The organism is Streptomyces pyxinae (assembly GCF_024756275.1).
In the GTDB taxonomy this organism is placed as follows: Bacteria; Actinomycetota; Actinomycetes; order Streptomycetales; family Streptomycetaceae; genus Streptomyces; species Streptomyces pyxinae.
In genome coordinates this window covers 78,731-97,813 of the sequence record NZ_JANUGQ010000018.1, presented here as the reverse complement: position 1 = coordinate 97,813, position 19,083 = coordinate 78,731, and the positions used below count along the sequence as shown (strand labels likewise).

At 73.9% G+C, this 19,083-nt stretch carries 12 protein-coding genes; 7 read left to right on the top strand and 5 right to left on the bottom strand.

Features of this window, described 5'->3' with window-relative positions; all coding sequences use genetic code 11:
* Positions 1–23 precede the first annotated feature (23 nt).
* On the top strand, positions 24–206 hold the full coding sequence (locus NX801_RS20575; protein WP_258789271.1) for a hypothetical protein: 183 nt from the start codon (positions 24–26) through the stop codon (positions 204–206).
* A 400-nt stretch (positions 207–606) separates the two neighbouring features.
* Positions 607–906, top strand: coding sequence for a hypothetical protein (locus NX801_RS20570; RefSeq protein ID WP_258789270.1), 300 nt, complete (start codon positions 607–609; stop codon positions 904–906).
* Between the two features lie 238 nt (positions 907–1,144).
* Here NX801_RS20570 and NX801_RS20565 read toward each other — a convergent pair whose 3' ends face one another.
* From NX801_RS20565 to NX801_RS20550, 4 genes are all read right to left on the bottom strand, one after another.
* A complete protein-coding gene (locus NX801_RS20565; RefSeq protein WP_258789269.1) occupies positions 1,145–2,785 on the bottom strand; it encodes an ABC-F family ATP-binding cassette domain-containing protein in 1,641 nt (546 codons plus the stop codon).
* A 215-nt stretch (positions 2,786–3,000) separates the two neighbouring features.
* Positions 3,001–4,812, bottom strand: a complete 1,812-nt coding sequence (locus tag NX801_RS20560) for a BCCT family transporter (RefSeq protein WP_258789268.1) — start codon at positions 4,810–4,812, stop codon at positions 3,001–3,003.
* Positions 4,813–5,032: 220 nt separating this feature from the next.
* On the bottom strand, positions 5,033–6,379 hold the full coding sequence (locus tag NX801_RS20555; protein WP_428986187.1) for a M14 family metallopeptidase: 1,347 nt from the start codon (positions 6,377–6,379) through the stop codon (positions 5,033–5,035).
* The gene (locus tag NX801_RS20550) at positions 6,376–8,544 is read right to left on the bottom strand and encodes a Xaa-Pro dipeptidyl-peptidase (protein ID WP_258789267.1); all 2,169 of its coding nucleotides are present in this window, start codon (positions 8,542–8,544) and stop codon (positions 6,376–6,378) included. The genes NX801_RS20555 and NX801_RS20550 overlap by 4 nt, the downstream gene beginning before the upstream one ends.
* Before the next feature lie 418 nt (positions 8,545–8,962).
* On the opposite strand from NX801_RS20550, the gene NX801_RS20545 reads away from it, so the two are divergent.
* Together NX801_RS20545 and NX801_RS20540 are read left to right on the top strand one after the other, a co-directional pair.
* Positions 8,963–10,552: a M1 family metallopeptidase gene (locus NX801_RS20545; RefSeq protein WP_258789266.1), complete on the top strand. Its 1,590-nt coding sequence runs from the start codon at positions 8,963–8,965 to the stop codon at positions 10,550–10,552.
* Between the two features lie 431 nt (positions 10,553–10,983).
* The gene (locus NX801_RS20540) at positions 10,984–12,027 is read left to right on the top strand and encodes a LacI family DNA-binding transcriptional regulator (protein WP_258789265.1); all 1,044 of its coding nucleotides are present in this window, start codon (positions 10,984–10,986) and stop codon (positions 12,025–12,027) included.
* A gap of 264 nt (positions 12,028–12,291) precedes the next feature.
* On the opposite strand, the gene NX801_RS20535 is transcribed toward NX801_RS20540, so the two are convergent.
* On the bottom strand, positions 12,292–15,120 hold the full coding sequence (locus tag NX801_RS20535) for a glycosyl hydrolase (RefSeq protein ID WP_258789264.1): 2,829 nt from the start codon (positions 15,118–15,120) through the stop codon (positions 12,292–12,294).
* 329 nt (positions 15,121–15,449) lie between these two features.
* Here NX801_RS20535 and NX801_RS20530 point away from each other — a divergent pair, with 329 nt between their 5' ends.
* The 3 genes from NX801_RS20530 to NX801_RS20520 all read left to right on the top strand — a co-directional run bounded on the left by NX801_RS20530 (position 15,450) and on the right by NX801_RS20520 (position 19,080).
* Entirely contained in the window at positions 15,450–16,754 is a 1,305-nt protein-coding gene (locus tag NX801_RS20530; protein WP_258789263.1) for an ABC transporter substrate-binding protein, read from the top strand.
* 473 nt (positions 16,755–17,227) lie between these two features.
* Positions 17,228–18,175, top strand: a complete 948-nt coding sequence (locus NX801_RS20525) for a carbohydrate ABC transporter permease (protein WP_258789262.1) — start codon at positions 17,228–17,230, stop codon at positions 18,173–18,175.
* Positions 18,172–19,080, top strand: coding sequence for a carbohydrate ABC transporter permease (locus NX801_RS20520; protein ID WP_258789261.1), 909 nt, complete (start codon positions 18,172–18,174; stop codon positions 19,078–19,080). The genes NX801_RS20525 and NX801_RS20520 overlap by 4 nt, the downstream gene beginning before the upstream one ends.
* The last annotated feature ends 3 nt before the right edge of the window (positions 19,081–19,083 follow it).

Below are 19,083 nucleotides of genomic sequence, written 5' to 3'. Positions count from 1 at the left end.
CGGCGAAGAGCGGGGTGACGCCCATGAAGACGCCGGAGAAGCGGGCGGGCGCCCGGCAGGACCGGCGTCCCACGGGCACGGCCATCGACCCGAAGCCGGCCACCGGCAAGGCCGGCCCCGCCCCGCTCCCCTTCCGCGGCGGATCTCCCACCACGTCGGACGGCTCGTCGGACAGCTCGTGGGACACCTCGTGGGACAGCTCGTGAGCGGCCCTTCGCGCCGGCGCCCCGGCCCGGGGCCGGGCGGGCGGACGGGTGGCAGTGGGCGGGTCGCCGCGCGCCGTCCGACGTCTTCCGTCCCGCTCGTACGGCGGCCACCTCTCCCGTCGAGAACCTTCCGGACCGGCTCGGCGCCCCGGAAGGCCGAGCCCTGCCCGGCGGACGCGTAGCGGTCCGTTCCCGCGCGGGTGTCAGTGCGCCGAGCCATCGTTCCTGGTCGCCGCCGTGGGCCTGGTCGTCCTCGCCCAGATCCCCCCACAATTCGTACGCGGGCGTCGTCCTGCCCGGCATGTTCGTCATGGGCCTGGGGCTGGGTACCGCCATGATGCCGCCATGAGCCTGGCCACCGTCGGCGTGAGCCCGGAGGACTCCCGGCGTCGCCTCCGCGATGGTCAACACCTCCCAGCAGATCGGCGGCGCCATCGGTACCACCCCGCTCAACACCATCGCCACCGGCGCCACCACCACCTACGCCCACCGCCACCCGGCCTCCCCGGCGGCCGGAGACCTGCCGTTCGACGCTTTCGTCCACGGCTACTCCACCGCCATCCGGTGGACCGCCGGCATCCTCGTCCTCGCCGCCCTGGCCGCCACCGTCCTCGTCCGGCACGATCCGCGTCACCCGGCCACCGGGACGGCAGCCGAGGCCCAGGGCGCCTCTCAGCCGGCCCTCGCAGGCACGAACTGACCCGACGACCCGCCCGGCTCCGCCCGAAGCCGGGCGGAGCTGAGCGGGAGAGGGCCGTTCGTGTCTCGCCGTGCCCGTACGGCCCATGGCACGAGGCCGGGGGCCTGCGCCGGGTGGCGGCTTCGGCGCGGTGAGTCCTCCGGCGTTCCGGCGGCCGGTCACCGAGCTCGACCGGGAGGAGGGCCGACCCGCCCGGCCCCGGGCGCCGTCCGCCGCCCCCGCGCCGCCGGCGTGCGGTTCAGGTCAGTTCGGTGACCTTGCCGTCGGCCACGTCGATCCGGCGGGTGGTGTGCACGGCCGCCAGCATCCGGCGGTCGTGGGTGACCAGCAGCAGAGTGCCCGGGTAGCCGTCCAGGGCACCCTCCAGCTGCTCGATGGCGGGCAGGTCCAGGTGGTTGGTCGGCTCGTCCAGCACCAGCAGGTTCACGCCCCGGCCCTGGAGCAGGGCGAGCGCGGCCCGGGTCCGCTCCCCCGGCGACAGGGTGACCGCCGGGCGCAGCACATGGTCCGCCTTGAGTCCGAACTTGGCGAGCAGGGTGCGCACGTCGGCCGGTTCGGTGTCCGGTACGGCGGCGCAGAAGGCGTCCAGCAGCGACTCCGCGCCGTGGAACAGCCGCCGGGCCTGGTCCACCTCGCCGACCACCACTCCGGAGCCGAGCGCGGCATGACCGGAGTCCAGCGGCAGCCGGCCCAGCAGAGCGGCCAACAGAGTTGACTTCCCGGCCCCGTTGGCACCGGTGATGGCGATCCGGTCGGCCCAGTCGACCTGGAGCGACACCGGCCCGAAGCGGAATCCGCCGCGCCGTACCTCGGCGCCGCGCAGGGTGGCCACCACCGAGCCGGAGCGCGGGGCGGCGGCGATCTCCATCCGCAGCTCCCACTCCTTGCGGGGCTCCTCCACCGCGTCCAGCCGCTCGATCATGCGCTGGGTCTGCCGGGCCTTGGCCGCCTGCTTCTCGCTCGCCTCGCTGCGGAACTTGCGGCCGATCTTGTCGTTGTCACCGGCTTTACGGCGGGCGTTCTTCACCCCCTTGTCCATCCAGGACCGCTGGGTGCGGGCCCGGTCCTCCAGAGCGGCCTTCTTGTCCGCGAACTCCTCGTAGTCCTCGCGGGCGTGGCGCCGGGCCGTCGCCCGCTCCTCCAGATAGGACTCGTAACCGCCGCCGTAGAGCGTGATCCGCCCCTGGGCGAGGTCGAGTTCCAGCACCTTGGTGACGGTACGGGCCAGGAACTCGCGGTCGTGGCTGATGACGACGGTCCCGGCGCGCAGCCCCCGGACGAACGTCTCCAGCCGCTCCAGGCCGTCCAGATCGAGGTCGTTGGTGGGCTCGTCCAGCAGAAACACGTCGTACCGGGAGAGCAGCAGCGAGGCGAGCCCGGCACGGGCCGCCTGGCCGCCGGAGAGCGAGGTCATCGGCTGGTCGAGCCCGACGGTGAGGCCGAGCGAGCCGGCCACCTCGTCGGCGCGCTCGTCGAGGTCGGCGCCGCCCAGGCTCAGCCAGCGCTCCAGCGCCGTGGCGTAGGCGTCGTCGGCCCCGGGCGCGCCCGCGACCAGGGCCTCGGTGGCCTCGTCCATGGCCCGCTGGGCGGCGTCGACCCCGGTGCGGCGGGCCAGGAAGGCCCGGACGGTCTCGCCGGGACGGCGCTCGGGTTCCTGGGGCAGATGGCCCACGGTGGCGGCGGGCGGCGAGAGCTGGAGCTCACCCTGCTCGGGGGCGTCGAGCCCGGCGAGCAGCCGGAGCAGGGTCGACTTGCCGGCGCCGTTCACGCCGACCAGGCCGATCACGTCCCCGGGGGCGACGACCAGGTCGAGCCCGGAGAAGAGGGAGCGTTCGCCGTGGCCGGCGGCGAGGTCCTTGGCGACGAGGGTGGCAGTCATCAGGGAGCCGATCCTAGGCCGTGGCCGCCCGCCCACGCACCGGCGCCCCCGCTCCGCCGACGACGGCCCGCCGCTGCCCGCCCCCGCTCCGCCGACGACGGCCCGGCCGGCCGGGGCGCCTTCGCCGGGGGCCCGGCCAGGCCGGCCGGGGGCGCCTCCGTCACCGGGCGGGCCCCGCCTTGGGACCCGGCGCGGGGACTCCGCCGGGGCCCGGGTCAGCGGGGGCCGGGGCCCGTACCCCCGGGACCTCCGGAACCGCCCGTTCCGCCGGAGCCCCCGGAGCCGTCGCGGCCACGGGCCTCGCCCGGCTCCGTCCCGGAGCCCGGCCGCTGTCCCGGTTCCGGTTCGGGGGCGGGTTCGGTGCCGGCGACCGGGCCGGCGCCGGGGCCGATCCGGATCTCGAACTCCCCGGCGTACTTCTCATGACCCGCGATCACCGCCGACTCGATGGCCTCCTCGGCCACCTCGCCCCGGACGATCAGCGGGTCCTGGCGCAGATCCCGCAGCAGCGCCACGCACATGCCGATCATCACCAGCACGAACGGCGCCGCCACCAGGATCGTCAGCTGCTGGAGGCCGGCGAGCGCGTCGCCCTTGCCCTGGCCGACCAGGAGCATCACCGCCGCCACCCCGCCGGTGACCACGCCCCAGAAGATGACGACGAACCGGGCGGGCTCGAAGGTGCCCTTCTGGGAGAGGGTGCCCATCACGATCGACGCGGCGTCCGCCCCGGAGACGAAGAAGATGCCCACCAGGATCATCACCAGCAGGCTCATCACCCCGGCGATCGGGAACTCCTGGAGCACCCCGAAGAGCTGGCCCTCCTGGGTGGACGCCTCGGCCAGTCCGGCGCCCCGCTGCTGGAGGTGCATGGCGGTGCCGCCGAAGACGGCGAACCAGACCAGGCTGACCGTGCTCGGCACCAGGATCACCCCGCCGACGAACTGCCGGATGGTGCGGCCCCGGCTGATCCGGGCGATGAACATGCCGACGAACGGCGTCCAGGAGATCCACCAGGCCCAGTAGAAGACGGTCCAGCTGCTCAGCCACTCGGCCACCTCGCCGCCGCCGGTCGACGCCTCGGTGCGGCCGGCGAGCTGGGGCAGTTCCTCCAGATAGGCGGCGAGCGAGGTCGGGATCAGATCCAGGATCAGGATGGTGGGCCCGGCCACGAAGACGAAGACGGCGAGGACCACGGCCAGCACCATATTGGTGTTGGAGAGCCACTGGATGCCCCGCTCGACCCCGGAGACGGCGGAGAAGACGAAGCAGGCCGTGAGCACCCCGATGATGGCGATCAGCAGACCGGTGCTCATCTTCGCCATCCAGCCCAGCTCCCGGAAGCCGCTGGCGATCTGAAGGGCGCCGAGGCCGAGCGAGGTGGCCGAGCCGAAGAGGGTGGCGAAGATGGCGAGCACGTCCACGAACCGGCCGGGTGCCCCGTCGGCCGCCCGCTTGCCGAGGAGCGGCTCGAAGACGGCGCTGATGGACTGCCGGCGGCGGCGCCGGAAGGTGCTGTAGGCGATGGCGAGGCCGACCACCGCGTAGATGGCCCAGGGGTGGAGGGTCCAGTGGAAGAGGGTGGTCGCCATGGCGGTCTGCATGGCGTCCGCCGCGTCGGCCGGGTCGGTGCCGGGCGGCGGGGTGGTGAAGTGCGCGAGCGGCTCGCTGACCCCGTAGAACATCAGGCCGATGCCCATGCCCGCGCTGAACATCATCGCGACCCAGGAGACGGTGCGGAACTCCGGGCCCTCGTGCTCCTGGCCCAGCGGGATCCGGCCGTACCGGCTGACGGCGAGCCAGAGGGCGAAGACCACGAAGCCGGAGGCGGCGAGCACGAACGCCCAGCCGCCGTTGTGCATCAGGCCGCCGAGCAGGGTGTCGGAGACGCTCTCCAGGTTCTTGGTGAAGGCGCTCCCCCACAGGACGAACGCCAGGGTGAGGGCCGCGGTGACCCCGAACACGATCTTGTCGGTGACCGGTGGCCGGTCCTCGTAGGGGTGGCGGCCCGGCAGCGCCGCGCGCACCGGAAGTCTGAGTCTCTGGCCCGGTCTCTTCTGTCCCGGTTTCAGCTGATCGTGTGACACCGGCGGCACCTTTCGGAAGGGCGTGGCGTGTTATCGCCTCCCCGTACCCCCTACCACACGGGACTCATACTTTCCCGGTTTACCCAGCCGTCCCTGCTGCCACAGGCTTCCCGACCGCCCCAGCCCTCACGGCCTTCCCGGCTCTCCCAGCTCCCCGGTGTCAACAGGCGGGCACCGGCTCCCCCGCCGTCAGATGCTGGGGCGCCCGGGCGTCCAGCAGCAGTGGGACCAGGCTACGCAGCGGCTGGCGGAGCGGTACGAGCACGCTGCCGCCGCCCCCGGGCTCCCGGCGCACCCGCACCCCGTGCAGCGCCAGTTGGTCCCGCACCGTGGCGTACTGGCCGGGGCCGAGCCGGTAGCCGCAGGGCGGGTCGGCCAGGATCTCGCCGGGTTCGGCCGGGTCGTTGTCGGCGCCGCCCAGATAGACCGGGCCCCGGTCGGCCAGACCGGCGAGCCGGGCGGCGGCGAGGACGGGGACCAGCCGGGCGCCGCGCTCGGTGACGTACCGGAAAGTGCCCCGGACCGCCGCCAGCTGGGTGGCCACCCGGCGCCGGTTGTTGAGCGCGGGGTCCCGGCGCTCGGCCTCGGTGCGCGGGTCCATCCGGGTCTCGGTGAGCAGGCCAAGGGCGTGTTTGACCCCGGCGGTGTTGCGCAGGATGCGTTCCTGGCCGTCCCCGGCGACCTGCCGGACCGGCTCGCCGGTCACCGGGTCGGTCCAGATGCCGTACACGCCGGTGGTGCGGCCCGCCTGTTCGGCGGCGCGGCGGACGTACGCCTCCGAGAGCCGCCGCGCCTCGCGCCGGACGGCCGGCGCGGTGTTGAGGGAGCGCGGCCAGAGCGCCAGCAGGTCCTTCTCGTAGTACGGCGGGGTGGCACCGTACTCGTGGAGGTCGTGGACGACGGCGGGGCGGCGGTCACGGAGCACGGCGGCGACGGCGCGCCCCCCGGCGGTGGCCAGCGCGAGGTGGTCGCGATTGATGTCGGTGCCGTCGGCGTCGCCCCGGGTGCCGGCGGCCAGCCCGTCGGGGTTGGCGGTGGGCAGCACCAGGACGGTGGCCCGGGCGAGCAGCCGGCGGGTGCCGGTGTCCCCGCCGAGGGCGAGGTCGCGGACGGTGCCGAGACACGCCTCCCGGCCGGCCGGCTCGTCCCCGTGCTGGCTGCACACCAGCAGCACGGTGATCCGGCCCGGCGAGCCGCTCCCGGGGGCGCCCAGGGTGACCAGCCGCAGCGGGCGGCCCTGCTCGGTGGTGCCGATGGTGGCGACGGACATCCGGCGGCCGGCGGCCCGGCCGACCGCTCCGAGGAACCGTTCCTCCTCCGGCTGGGTGGTCCAGCGGGCGCCGCCGCTGAGCTCGAAGCCGGTGCGCGGAGGCGGGACCGGGGCCGCCGCCGCGGGGCTCGCGGCCCGTCCCGGGGCGGTGATCAGGGGCAGGGCGAGGGCCACCGCGGCGAACGTGGTCAGGGCGGTGCGCCGGCGGGTGGAGAGGGCCGGCCGGCGGCCGTTCACCGGAGCCCGCCCGAGGCGGCGGCCGGAGCCGGGCGCGGCGCTGTCCCGCCCGCGCCGCCCGGCACCGGTGCCGGGGCCGCCGCGCCGGGCGCCGGGACGCGCGGGGCCGGACGCGGCCCGGCGACTCCCGCGAGCGGGGCCGCCCGGCGCTCCACCGGGTGCGGGAGGGCCCCGGCGGTGGCGCGGGCGAAGGCGGCCTCCCCGCCGACCAGGGGCAGCCGCGCGGCGGTACGGGCCAGGTCCAGGGTGAGCGACGGCCGGGAGGCGGGCGGGTCGATGAGGTCCCGGTCGGTGCCGGCGACGATCAGCGCCAGCCGGTGGCCGGCCGGCACCACATGGTCGGCGGCGGCCAGCCGTACCGTCAGGGCGTACGGCCGTCCCGGGGTCAGCGGCCGGCCCCGGCGCGGGTCCGCCCAGGTGCCGAGGTCCGCCCAGCCCCGGGCGACCACGGTGAAGCCCACGTCGGCGGTGTCCGGCTCGGTCTCCTTGTAGCAGGCGCTGTCACCGGCGGTGCTCGCGCCCCAGCAGGTCCGCCCGGGCAGTGTGGTGATGCCTTCGCCGGCCGCCGCGTAGTCCCGGATGGTGGCGGGGCCCACGTCCACCAGCACGGCGGAGAGATGGGCGCTGGTGGTCGTCGGGGTGGCGGTGACCGTGACGGAGCCGGAACCGGCCAGCCGGAGGTCCCGGGTGAGCGGGCGGGTGGTGAAGCCCGCCTTCGCCGGGGTGGAGAGATCGACGGCCGACGCCCAGTCGGTCTCGGCCAGCCGGGGGTCGTCGGTGAAGGTCTCGGTGGCGCCGGGCCGGGCGGGGGCGGTGGTGAGCGTCCCCACCCCGGGGGCGGTGCCGGGGCCCGGGCGGAGTGTGGTGGTCCGGGTGGTGCGGGGCGGCCACTGCCGGTCGGTGGTCCACTGGCCGGGGGCGCGCTCGATCGCGGCCATCGGCTCCCGCTCGGCCCCGTTGTCGTGGCCGAGGAGATAGTGGTCGAACCAGCGGTGCAGGGCGCCCACCCACTCGGTGCGGCGGAAGTCGAAGGGGTCGACGTGTCCGGTGCCGGAGAGCCAGATCCGGCGCTCCACCCCGGCCTTCGCCAGCGCGTCCCACCACTGGCCGATGTGCTTGGCGCGGACGTTGAGATCCTGCTGTCCGTGCACCGCGAAGACGCTGGCCCGCACCTTCCGGGCGTCCTTGACGTAGTCGCGCTCGTCCCAGAAGGGGGTGAGGTCGCCGGTGCGCGGGGCGCCCTCGACGAGCCGCCGGCGGACATGGGCGCAGCGGGCGGCCGAGTCCCGGCTGCTCACCAGGTCGGCGAGGCCCTCGGGTCCCGAGCCGTAGAGCGGGGCGCCCTGGGCGAAGTAGTAGTCGTACCAGGAGGAGATGGCGCCGATCGGGACGATGGTGCGCAGCCCCTTCACACCGGTCGCCGCCACTCCGTTGGCGACCGTGCCGTCCCAGCTCTTGCCGATCATGGCGGTGGCGCCGGTGGACCAGCCGGTGGCCCGGGTGGGGGCGCCGCCGGTGCGGGCGGTCCAGCCCCGGGCGCGGCCGTTCAGCCAGTCCACGACGGCCTTGGCGGACCGGACCTCGGAGCGGCCGCCGACGTCCTCGCAGCCGTCCGAGCGGTTGGTGCCGGCCAGGTCGACGGCGGCGTAGGCATAGCCGCGCGGCACGAAGTAGTTGTCGTAGTACAGCGGGAACTGGACGGGGCGGCCGTTCGCGTCGTACGTCTTCTTCTGGCTCTCGTTGCCGCGCCCGCAGCAGGAGTAGTACGGGCTGGCGTCCATGATGACCGGTATCCTCCGCCCGGCGGCGGCCGGTTCGCGGGGCCGGACGAGGTCCACGGCCACCCGGTCGGTGCGGCCGTCCCGGTCGTCGTCGGCCCCGGTCTCCACCCATATGGACTCACGGAGCGCGTTCTCGTACGAGTACACCGGCCGGGACTCCCGGACGGCGGCGGTCCCGGCACCGGCCGGACGGTCCGGGGTGCCTTCGCCCGCCGCCGGGAGCACCGCACCCGCCGGAGCGGCGGCCGTCGCGGGCAGCGCCGGGGCCGGTACGGAGAACAGCGCGGCCACGGCGGCCAGGACGACCCGGACAACCCGAACACCCCGGACGGCCGGGACCGGGCGGCGGCTCGGCGGGCGGCCGCCCTGTACGCGAAGTGGCATGGGCGGGAACGTACACGCACCGGACGCGCGGCAAAAGGGGGTTCGGATACCGGACGGGCCGCCGGAGGCCCGGCGGGCGGAGCCGGAGGACGACCGGCCGGAGCCGAAAGGCGGTTCGGGTGGAGCCGGGAGGCGGCCGGAGGAAGCCGGAACGGAGACGGGCCGGAGGCCGGGAGCGGGAGTCACGGAAGAGCCTGGAGCGGGAGTCACGGGAGAGAAGTACGGCGGGGTGCCGGGCGGGCCGCGTGTCGGGCGCGCTGCCCGGTGTGCCGGCGGGATGAACGGCGACCGGGTGTCAGAGCGGTTCATGTCGGCCGAATGGCGGTCGTGTGACAGGTGGGGCCATGGACATGACGTGGCCAGTACTGACTCAATAGGGTTCAAGTAGTCCTCCTTCCCCACGACTTGGAGAGATTCCGTGCACCGCAGAATCATCGTCCCGAGTGCTCTGGCCACCGGTCTGCTGCTGGCGATCCCGGCAGCGGCCGTCGCCGGAGGTCCGCCGGCCTCACCCAAGGACCGCAGCGTCACGGGCGCCCCGGGTATCGGCGACCCCTACTACCCGGCCAGTGGCAACGGCGGCTACGACGTCTCCCACTACGACCTGCGGCTGAAGTACCAGCCGAAGACGGACCTGCTGGAGGGCACGGCGACGATCGTCGCCACCACCACCCAGGAGCTCGCCCGGTTCAACCTGGACCTCGGGCTGAAGGCGAGCGAGGTGCTGGTCAACGGCAAGAAGGCGAAGTTCGCCGCCACCGGCGCCCATGAGCTGGAGATCACCCCGGTCGCGCCGCTGGCGAAGAACAAGGCGATCTCGGTCGTCGTGAAGTACGCGGGCAAGCCCTCCGAGCTGAAGATCGACGGCTTCAGCGCCTGGGCCCGCACCCCCGACGGCGGGATCGCGGCCCAGGAGCCGGACTCCGCCGTGTGGTGGTTCCCGTCCAACGACCACCCGCTGGACAAGGCGACGTACGACATCTCCGTCTCGGTGCCGGACGGCACCCAGGCGATCAGCAACGGTGTGCTGGTCTCCCAGTCGTCCAAGCTGGGCTGGACCCGGTACAACTGGCGCTCCAACAAGCCGCAGGCGTCCTACCTGGCCACCCTGGCGGTCGGCAAGTTCGACATCACCACCGACACCACCGCCAACGGCCTGCCGGTCCTCAACGCCTACAGCAAGGACCTCGGCGACAACGACGGCGCCGCCCGCGCCAGCATCGAGCGCACCACCGAGGTCGCGGAGTGGCTGGAGAGCGTGTTCGGGAAGTACCCGTTCAACGCGCTCGGCGGCTATGTCCCCAACGTGCCCAGCGGCTACGCGCTGGAGACCCAGACCCGGCCGTTCTACAGCCCGCGCCAGTTCGCCAACGGGGCCAATGTCTCCGTGGTGGTGCACGAGCTGGCCCACCAGTGGTACGGCGACAGTGTGTCGGTGAAGGGCTGGAAGGACATCTGGGTCAACGAGGGCTTCGCCCGGTACAGCCAGTGGCTCTGGTCGGAGAAGGAGGGCGAGGGCACGGCCCAGGAGCTGGCCGACTACGTCTACGCCCAGCACCCGGCCGACGACCCGTTCTGGACGGTCAAGCCGGGTGACCCGGGCCCGGACAAGCAGTTCGACATCGCCGTCTACGACCGGGGCGCGCTCGCCCTCCAGGCGCTGCGGAACACGGTGGGCGAGAAGGACTTCTTCGCCATCCTCAAGGGCTGGCCGACCGAGCGGGCGTACGGCAACGCCAATGTGAACGACTTCGTGAAGTACGCCGAGCGGATCTCCGGCAAGCCGCTGGCCACGCTCTTCGACACCTGGCTCTACGAGCCGGTGCGGCCCGCCGCCCCGGCCGCCGCCAAGGCCCGGCTGGCCCAGGGCCTCGCCAAGGGGTCCGCCCAGGGCAAGAAGGGCGCCGCTCCGGCGCAGCCGAAGTCCTGGAAGAAGATCGCCGCCACCAACTCGATACACGACCACGGCGCCGGGGGCGAGGCCGCGCACGGCCACGACCACCACTGAGCACACACCGCGGGACGCCGGACGCATGCCGGTGCCGGCCGGAGCTCACCGGCCGGCACCGGCCATGACCACCCGACTCCGGCCATGACCATCCGGCTCGGGCCATGACCGGCCGGCCCACCAGGTGGCCGGACCGGCGCCGGCGGGAGCGTCCGCCGGCGTCCGGCACCGCGCGCCGCGCGTATCGCGCATCGCGTACCGAAGCCGCCGTCCCGCCCGGGGCGGCGGCTTCGGCGATGGCGGCCGGCGGCCGGGCCGTGGCGGGCCGGCCGCCATCGGGGCCGGGCCGGCCGGGTGGTGAGAGCGCTCTCAGTGGGTGGTACACCGGTTACGCTGCTCCTGTCACCGCCGTCAGCGGGTCATCGGCGGCCCCGGCCACCGCTGTTCCGGTCACCGGCGTCATCAGCCCGCCGTGCCGCCGAGGAGCCCCCGTGTCCGACCCGACCACCGGGAGCCGACCCACCCTGGAAGCCGTCGCGGAGCGTGCCGGGGTGTCCCGGGCGACGGTCTCGCGGGTGGTGAACGGCGGCGCGGGCGTCCGGGCGCCGCTCGCGGAGAAGGTGCGCCGGGCCGTCCGGGAGCTGGGGTATGTGCCCAACCACGCCGCCCGCACCCTGGTCACCCGGCGCAACGGCGCGGTGGCGGTGATCGTCGCGGAGCCGGAGTTCCGGATCTTCTCCGATCCCTTCTTCGAGCAGCAGATCCGCGGGATAAGCCGGGAACTGACCGCCCACGACTCACAGTTGGTACTGCTGTGGGTGGAGGACCGGGGCGAGCACGAGCGGATCGCCCGCTATCTGGGCGGCGGTCATGTGGACGGGGCGCTGGCGTTCTCGGTGCACAACGACGACGCGCTGCCCTCGGTCATCCGGCGCGCCGGGGTGCCGGCGGTGTTCGGCGGGCGCCCCGGCTGGCCCGAGGCGGTCGAGGGGCCGGGCGTGCCGTACGTCGACTGCGACAACCGGGGCGGCGCCCGGGAGGCGGTGCGGTATCTGCGGTCGCTGGGCCGCCGGCGGATCGCCCATGTCGCGGGGCCGGCGGACCTCACCGCCTCGACGGACCGGCTGGACGGCTACCGGGACGTGCTGCCGGAGGCCGATCCCGGGCTGCTGGCGCACGGCGACTTCACCGTGGCGGGCGGGGCGCGGGCGATGGCCGAACTGCTGGACCGCCGGCCGGACCTGGACGCGGTGTTCGCGGCCAACGACCTGATGGCGTCGGGTGCGCTGGGCGAACTGCGGGCGCGGGGGCGGCGGGTGCCGCAGGACGTGGCCCTGGTGGGGTTCGACGACATGGCGTCGGTGGTGGAGGCGACCGATCCGCCGCTGACCACGGTCCGGCAGGACATCGAGGGCATGGGGCGGCTGATGGTCCGGCTGCTGCTCGACGGGGCGGCGGGGCGGGACGAGTGCGGGGCGGAGCCACCGCGAGCGGTGATCACCGCCACCGAACTCGTCCGCCGCGCCTCCGCCTGAGCCCGGCGGAGGCGGGACGGCCGAGTGCCTGGCGGCCTCCTGGCGCCGCTCCTGGTTCCGATCCCGGCCCTGGTCCGGCCCTGGCCCCGATCTCGGCCCCGGTCCTGTTCCCGGTCCTGACTTCGGTCCCGGTCCCGGCCCCCATCCTGGCCACGGCCCTGATCCTGGCCCCGGTTTCGGGCCTGACTTCGGTCCTGGCTCCGGCCCTGCCCTGATTCCGATCCCGGTCCCGGATCCGGGCCCGACCCCGGTTCCGGGCCTGGCTCACTGGTAGGGGATGACCACGACCGAGCGGTCCGTGCCGGTTCCGAGCCGGGCCGGGGCGTTGCCGATGGCGCTCCACACCTCCAGCCGCACGGTGCCGCCGCGCAGGTCGCCGAGGGTTCCGGAGGCGGACCCCGGCCCCCGGCCCTGGCCGTACTCCTCCCAGCCCGGCACCGGGTCGGTGGCGAAGTAGGGGTACGTCTCGGTCCGTTCGAAGCTGCCGTCGCCGGTGAGGTCATAGCTGATCCGGGCCTGCTGGCCGAGTCCGACCGACGTCCCCGCGTCGACCGGCAGCCGGAAGGCGGTGGCGGCACCGGGCCGGAGGGTGCCGGTGACACCCCGGGCCTCGTACACCAGCGGCTGGTGCGGGGTGCCGTCGTGGTTGGCGCCCCCGGCGGAGGCCAGGGTGTCGGTGCCCGCCGCCGAGCCGGTGGCGGTGGTGAGGACACCGCCGGTGCGGAGCTGGAAGGTGTTGCCGGTGGCGGGGCCGGGTTGGCCGGGGTCGTCCGGACCGGGTGTTCCGCTGCCGGTGGTGGTGGCCGTGGAGCGGGCCGGGACGGTGAGCCGGGTGCCGTCGGTGAAGGTCACCGTGCGGGGCGCCGAACCGTGGTTGTGGGCGGCGTAGGTCCGTACCGTGCCCTTGGTGAAGACGGCCGAGGCGGGCAGATCGCCGGTCACGGACGGGTCGGGGGCGCCGAGGGCGTCCAGGGTGGTGATCCAGTGGTAGGTGTGCGCCCTGGACTCACCCTGCTCCGGGACGTAACCGCCGTTCCCGGCGTCCCACTTGGCGCGGGCGGCGGCGGGGTCGGCCAGCGCCTGGAACTCCCAGACGATGTCCCGCCACTCGACCGCAGGGCCGCCGTTCTCCCGCTCCAGCTCGGCCAGGTTGCGGCGGACGGCCGTCTTGGCGGCGCCGAGGTGGAGCGAACCGCCGGTCACCGGCAGCACGTTGATCCCGTGGATCTCCTCCGGGTTGGCGGTCCACCAGGTGGCGTACGCGGCACCGCTCCCCCACACCATTCCGGCGGTGTCACGGCCGAAGGAGCCCGGGAAGACCTGCTGGTCGGCGTCGAACCAGTACTGGGCGACGGTGTCGGACTCGGTGGTGAGCAGATAGAGACCCAGGTCGCGCAGGGCGGTGTCACCGGTGGCCGAGCCCCAGAGCACCAGCCCGGCGCTGAGGTTGGTGGACTCCGAGGACGACTCCTGGTTGTTGCCGGCCGCGAAGCCCTGGTGGCCGGAGGCCCAGCTGTGCCCGGCGTAGACGTCGAAGCCGCGCAGGAAGGGGAAGGCGGAGTCGGTGCGGCTGGGGTTGGCGGTGTCCCTGACCAGCGTCTTCACCATGGCGCCCCAGGCGGAGTCGGCGGCCCAGCCGGGGTCGTACTGGGCGACGACCGCCGCCGCCTGGATGTAGTACCCGTAGTGGAAGTGGTGGTCGTTGAGCTCGGTGTCGGTGCCGTACGAGGCGGGGTACCCGGTCAGGGTCCGCCAGGTGCGGTCGTACGAGAACTCACCGGACCCGCCGGCCGTGAACCACTCCTGGAGCCGGCCCTTGATCAGCCCGAGGAGTCTGTCGCGGACCGCCGTGTCACCGGTCTGCTCGGCCAGCGGCACCAGTTGGGCGAGCCGGCCGAGCGCCTTGCCGGTCCAGTAGGTGTCGGTGGCACCGGAGAAGGGGTCGGCCGCGTTCGCCACCTCGTTCAGGTAGCCGCGCAGCCGGGCGGTGTCCGGGCCGGCGGACCGGGGCAGCGCGGGGAGCACCGGGGCGGCGCGCCGGGTGGTGGTGAAGGTGGTCCCCTCCCGGACCTTCATGGTGCCGCGCGGGGAGACATAGGTGTACGGGGTGAGCGGGTCGGTGGTGGCGAGCCACTGGTGGCGGTAGAGGGCCTGGAGGGTGCCGGTGGCGGAGCCCTCCTGCGGCTGGGTGGTCAGCGTGTAGGCGGCTCCGACCGTGGCGCCGCGGTAGCTCCAGCTCACCTGGGAGCCGGTGACGAAGCTGTAGGCGTACTTGCGGTAGGTGGCCAGCGCGTCGGTGGCGGGCAGCACGGCGACCGAGAAGTAGTCCTTGGCGCCGAGCCCGGCGGTGAGAGTGGTGCCGGAGACGGCCCAGTCGGTGCCGGTGGGGGCGAACAGCCCGTAGTGGTGGCCGGCGACGGTGATGCCGAGGACATTGCCCTGGTCCGCGAAGACGGCGGGCGCGGTGGCGGTGGTGATCCGGGCGTCGCCGCCGCTGCCCTTGGCGTACACGAAGGGCAGTCCGTGGCCGATGGTGGCGCGCAGCGTCCGGGCGCCGTCGGACCAGTAGGGCGTGACCGTCCAGTCGGACCAGGAGTCGGCTCTGGTGTCCGGGGAGTTGAGCCCGGTGAGGCCGAGGGTGAGGTCCCGCTTGTGGGCGAACTCGTACTGCCGGCCGTCGCCGGTGACGGCCGGGGTGGTGGGGTAGCCGATGTCGAGGCCGGCGGAGGTGGCCTGGTAGGTGAGCGGATGGCCGTACATGGGAGTGGACCAGGGGTTGTCGCCGTACCGCTGGAAGGCGAGCGAGGACCACCAGTCGTTGGTGGGCACCGGCTTCCCCTGGGCGGCCGGGGTCACCTTGGGGGTGACCGGGGTGCCGGTGTTGGTGGTGGGCCCGGAGGTGCCGGGCGGCCGGGTGTCGGAGTAACTGCCCGCGCCGGCCGGCACGGTGGCCGCGGCGGCCGGGGCGGCAGCGGGACCGGTCAGTCCGGCGGCGGCGAGCGCGGCGGCCAGGGCGAGGGTGGCGGCGGCGCGAAGGGGGCCGGAGGCGCGGGGGCGGTGCGAGGTGGGGGGACGGCTGCGGGGGCTCGGCATGGGGCACCTCGGGGTGGGCAGCGCGGGTGGGGGGACTGCGGGTTGAGAGCGCTCTCAGTTTCCGGAAAGTAAAACCTGTGAAAGCGGACTGTCAAGGGAGGGCGCGGAGCGCTCAGTTGGCTTCCACCTGTCAGGACGAGCAGGGCGGGTGCGGTCGTTACGGCTTCGGGTCTTGACGGGGGTCCGGGGCTCGGGCACGCTCCAGACGCATTCCTGAGAGCGCTCTCAGCCGGCGTTCCGGCTTACCATTTCTCGTTCACGCCCCGCAGGACGGCCCCGCGCCCGCTCCGCCCGGCGTACCGCTCCCGCCGAAGCCAGAGGAGGCTTCCATGCCCACTGCCCGCGCCGCCAGACGCACCGCCGTCCGCCTCGGGGCGGTCGCGCTCGCCGGGGCTCTGCTCGCCGCCTGCGGATCCGGCTCCCCGGGCGGCGCGTCCGGTGGCAAGGACGGCGACATCACCCTGACCGTCGACCTGTTCGGTTCCTTCGGTTATCAGGAGGCCGGGCTGTACGCCGCGTACGAGAAGCTCCACCCGGGTGTGACGATCAAGCAGACGGACACCGAGGACGAGCAGGACTACTGGAAGTCGCTCCAGACCCGGCTGGCCGGCGGCGGCGGGCTGGCGGACGTCCAGGGCGTGGAGGTCGGCCGGATCGCCGCTGTCACCCAGCAGCAGTCGGAGAAGTTCGAGGATCTCACCCGGTACGGCGCGGACAAGCTCAAGGACCGGTTCGCGGCGGCCAAGTGGTCGGCAGCCACCACCAAGGACGGCAAGGTGCTCGGTCTCGGCACGGACGTCGGCCCCGAGGCGATGTGCTACCGCACCGATCTCCTCCGGAAGGCGGGGCTGCCCACCGACCGGACCGAGCTGGCCAAGCGGTGGGCCACCTGGGACGGCTATCTCGCCCTCGGTGAGCGGTACCGGGCGAAGGCGCCCGCCGGGAGCGCCTGGCTGGACAGTGTGGGCAGCCTCTTCACCGTCATGGTGGGCCAGGAGAAGGAGCGGTACTACGACACCTCCGGGGCGCTGATCTACGAGGACAGCCCGGCCGTGCGCACCGCCTGGTCGGCCGCGACCCGGGCCGCGTCCGACGGGCTGAGCGCCAAGCTCGACCAGTGGACTCCGCAGTGGAACCAGGCGTTCGCGGCCGGTTCGTTCGCCACCCTGCCCTGCCCGGCCTGGATGCTCGGATACATCAAGGGCCAGGCGGGGGACGCGGGCAAGGGCAAGTGGGACGTCGCCAGGCTCCCGGGCGGGGCGGGTAACTGGGGCGGCTCCTATCTGAGCGTGCCACGCGCGGCGAAGCACAAGAAGGAGGCGTACGAGCTGATCGAGTGGCTCACCGCGCCCGAGCAGCAGGCCGAACTCTTCCGCAAACAGGGCAACTTCCCGTCCGCCACCGGCGCCATCGCCGCGGTGGCCGGGGCGACCGACCCCTACTTCTCCGGCGCTCCGATCGGCCGGATCTTCGGGGACGCGGCCAAGGCCGCCCCGGTGCAGGTGCTGGGCGTCCACGACAAGAACGTGGCGGACCAGATCACCAACGCGCTCAACGAGGTGGAGCGCAAGGGCACCTCACCGGAGGAGGCGTGGTCCCACGCGAAGAAGGGCGTGGCGAATGTGACCGGCTGAGGGCCCGCGCGTCCGGGCGTCCGCGCGCCCTCGGCGGTGCGCCGCCGGCCCGGGCTCCGGCGGTGTGCTGGCGGCCCGGCCGCCGGGCGCCGCGCGCCGGGCTCCGGCGTCCGCCGCGCCGCCCGGGGCCGCCTGTACTCCGGCCGCCGCGGCACCGCCCCGGCAGCCCCTGGCGCGCGGGGGCGTACGGCCCTCCCTCCGAATAAGACGCCGCGCTTCACCCGCAGCCCTTGGCGCGTGGGGACGTACCCGGGTGGCCGGGCCTGCCGGCCCACGCCGTCCGCCCGGCCCTCTCCACGGCTCCTGTTGTTTCCCGCTGCTCCTGCCGTTTCCCACTGTCCCCGCCTTTCCCGCCGTTCCTGCCATTCCCCACTGATCCTGCCATTCCCCGCCGTTCCCCACTGACCCTGCCGTTCCCCGCCGTTCCCGCTGTTCCCCGCTCTCCCCGCTTCCCCGATCCGAAGGGCCGCACCGTGACCCTCACCGCACCGGCCGGGACCGCCGCCGCTGCCCGGCCGTCCCTGGTCCGCCGAGCCTGGCGCACCGCTTCGCCGTACGCCTTTCTGGCCCCGTTCTTCACCCTGTTCACCGCCTTCGGGCTCTTCCCGCTGCTCTACACCGCCTTTGTCTCGCTCTACCGGGTGGAGCTCCAGACACCCGGGGAGATGGAGTGGCGGGGCCTCGGCAATTACACGGCGCTCTTCGCCGACGACTTCTTCTGGCTCTCGCTGCGCAACACCTTCACCATCGGGGTGCTCTCCACCGTGCCGCAGCTGGCGATGGCGCTGGGGCTCGCGCACCTGCTCAACTACCGGCTGCGCGGCCGGACGTTCTTCCGTACGGCGATGCTGCTCCCGTACGCCACCTCGGTGGCCGCCGCCACCCTGGTCTTCGCCCAGCTGTTCGGCCGGGACTTCGGAGTCGTCAACTACCTGCTGGGGCTGGCCGGTGTCGACCCGGTGGACTGGGGCACGGGCACGGTCGCCTCGCAGTTCGCCGTCTCCACCATCGTCATCTGGCGCTGGACCGGCTACAACGCGCTGATCTACCTCGCCGGTATGCAGACCATCCCGGCCGAGCTGTACGAGGCCGCCGAGATGGACGGGGCCTCGCGCTGGCGGCAGTTCGTCCATGTCACCCTGCCGGGACTGCGGCCGACCATCGTCTTCACGGCGGTGGTGTCGACCATCGGGGCCACCCAGCTCTTCGGTGAGCCGCTGCTCTTCGAGGGCTCGATCTCCGGCGGCATCTCGCACCAGTACCAGACCCTGGGGCTCTATCTGTACGAGCAGGGCTGGGGCTTCTTCCACCTGGGCCGGGCGGCCGCCGTCGCCTGGGTGATGTTTCTGCTGATCGTGGTGGTGGTCGGGGCCAACGCCCTGATCGCGCGCCGCCGTTCGCGTACGGAGGCCGGCCGATGACCGTGCTCACCGCCCCGCCGGAGCAGCCGCGCACCGGTCCCGGAGCGCCCGCCCCCGGGCGGCGCGGGTCCCGCTCGCGGACCGGCCGGTCCCTGCGCGGCGGCCCGGTGACGTACACCGTGCTGATCCTCGCCGTGCTGGTGTCGGCGTTCCCGTTCTACTGGACCCTCGTCGCCGCCAGCCGCTCCAACGCCGATCTGGCCCGGGTGCCGCCCGCCCTGCTGCCGGGCCCGGACCTGTTCCGGAACATCGACGCGGTGCTGGCGGAGGCCGACATCGGCACGGCCCTGCTCAACTCGCTGATCGTCTCGGGTTCGGTCACCGCGGGCACCGTGCTCTGCTGCACCCTCGCCGGATTCGCCTTCGCCAAGCTGCGCTTCCGGGGCCGGGGCGCGCTGCTGGCGCTGACCGTGGGCACCATGATGATCCCGCCCCAGCTGGGGGTGATCCCGCTGTTCATGGTGATCGCGGAACTGGGCTGGGTGAACCAGCTCCAGTCGGTGATCCTGCCGGGGCTGGTCTCGGCGTTCGGGGTGTTCTTCATGCGGCAGTTCCTGGCGCAGTCGCTGCCGGACGAGCTGATCGAGGCGGCCCGGGTGGACGGCGCCTCCACCGCCCGGATCTTCTGGTCGATCGTGGTGCCCGTCGCCCGGCCGGGGATGGCGGTGCTGGGGCTGCTGACCTTCATGACCGCCTGGAACGACTTCTTCTGGCCGGTCGTGGCGCTCTCCTCGCAGAACCCGACCGTGCAGGTGGCCCTCCGCCAGCTGGGCGGCGGCTATGTGCACGACCAGTCCGTGATCATGGCCGGCACCCTGCTCGGCACCCTTCCGGTCCTGCTGGTCTTCGGCCTGCTCGGCCGGGCGATCGTCGGCGGGATCATGCAGGGCGCCGTCAAGGGCTGACCG

Excerpts from the sequence above, each read along its gene's own strand:
- NX801_RS20575 (WP_258789271.1), top strand. The coding sequence starts at position 24 with ATGAAGACGCCGGAGAAGCGGGCGGGCGCCCGGCAGGACCGGCGTCCC.
- NX801_RS20570 (WP_258789270.1), top strand. The coding sequence starts at position 607 with ATGGTCAACACCTCCCAGCAGATCGGCGGCGCCATCGGTACCACCCCG.
- NX801_RS20565 (WP_258789269.1), bottom strand. The coding sequence starts at position 2,785 with ATGACTGCCACCCTCGTCGCCAAGGACCTCGCCGCCGGCCACGGCGAA.
- NX801_RS20550 (WP_258789267.1), bottom strand. The coding sequence starts at position 8,544 with ATGCCACTTCGCGTACAGGGCGGCCGCCCGCCGAGCCGCCGCCCGGTC.
- NX801_RS20535 (WP_258789264.1), bottom strand. The coding sequence starts at position 15,120 with ATGCCGAGCCCCCGCAGCCGTCCCCCCACCTCGCACCGCCCCCGCGCC.
- NX801_RS20530 (WP_258789263.1), top strand. The coding sequence starts at position 15,450 with ATGCCCACTGCCCGCGCCGCCAGACGCACCGCCGTCCGCCTCGGGGCG.
- NX801_RS20520 (WP_258789261.1), top strand. The coding sequence starts at position 18,172 with ATGACCGTGCTCACCGCCCCGCCGGAGCAGCCGCGCACCGGTCCCGGA.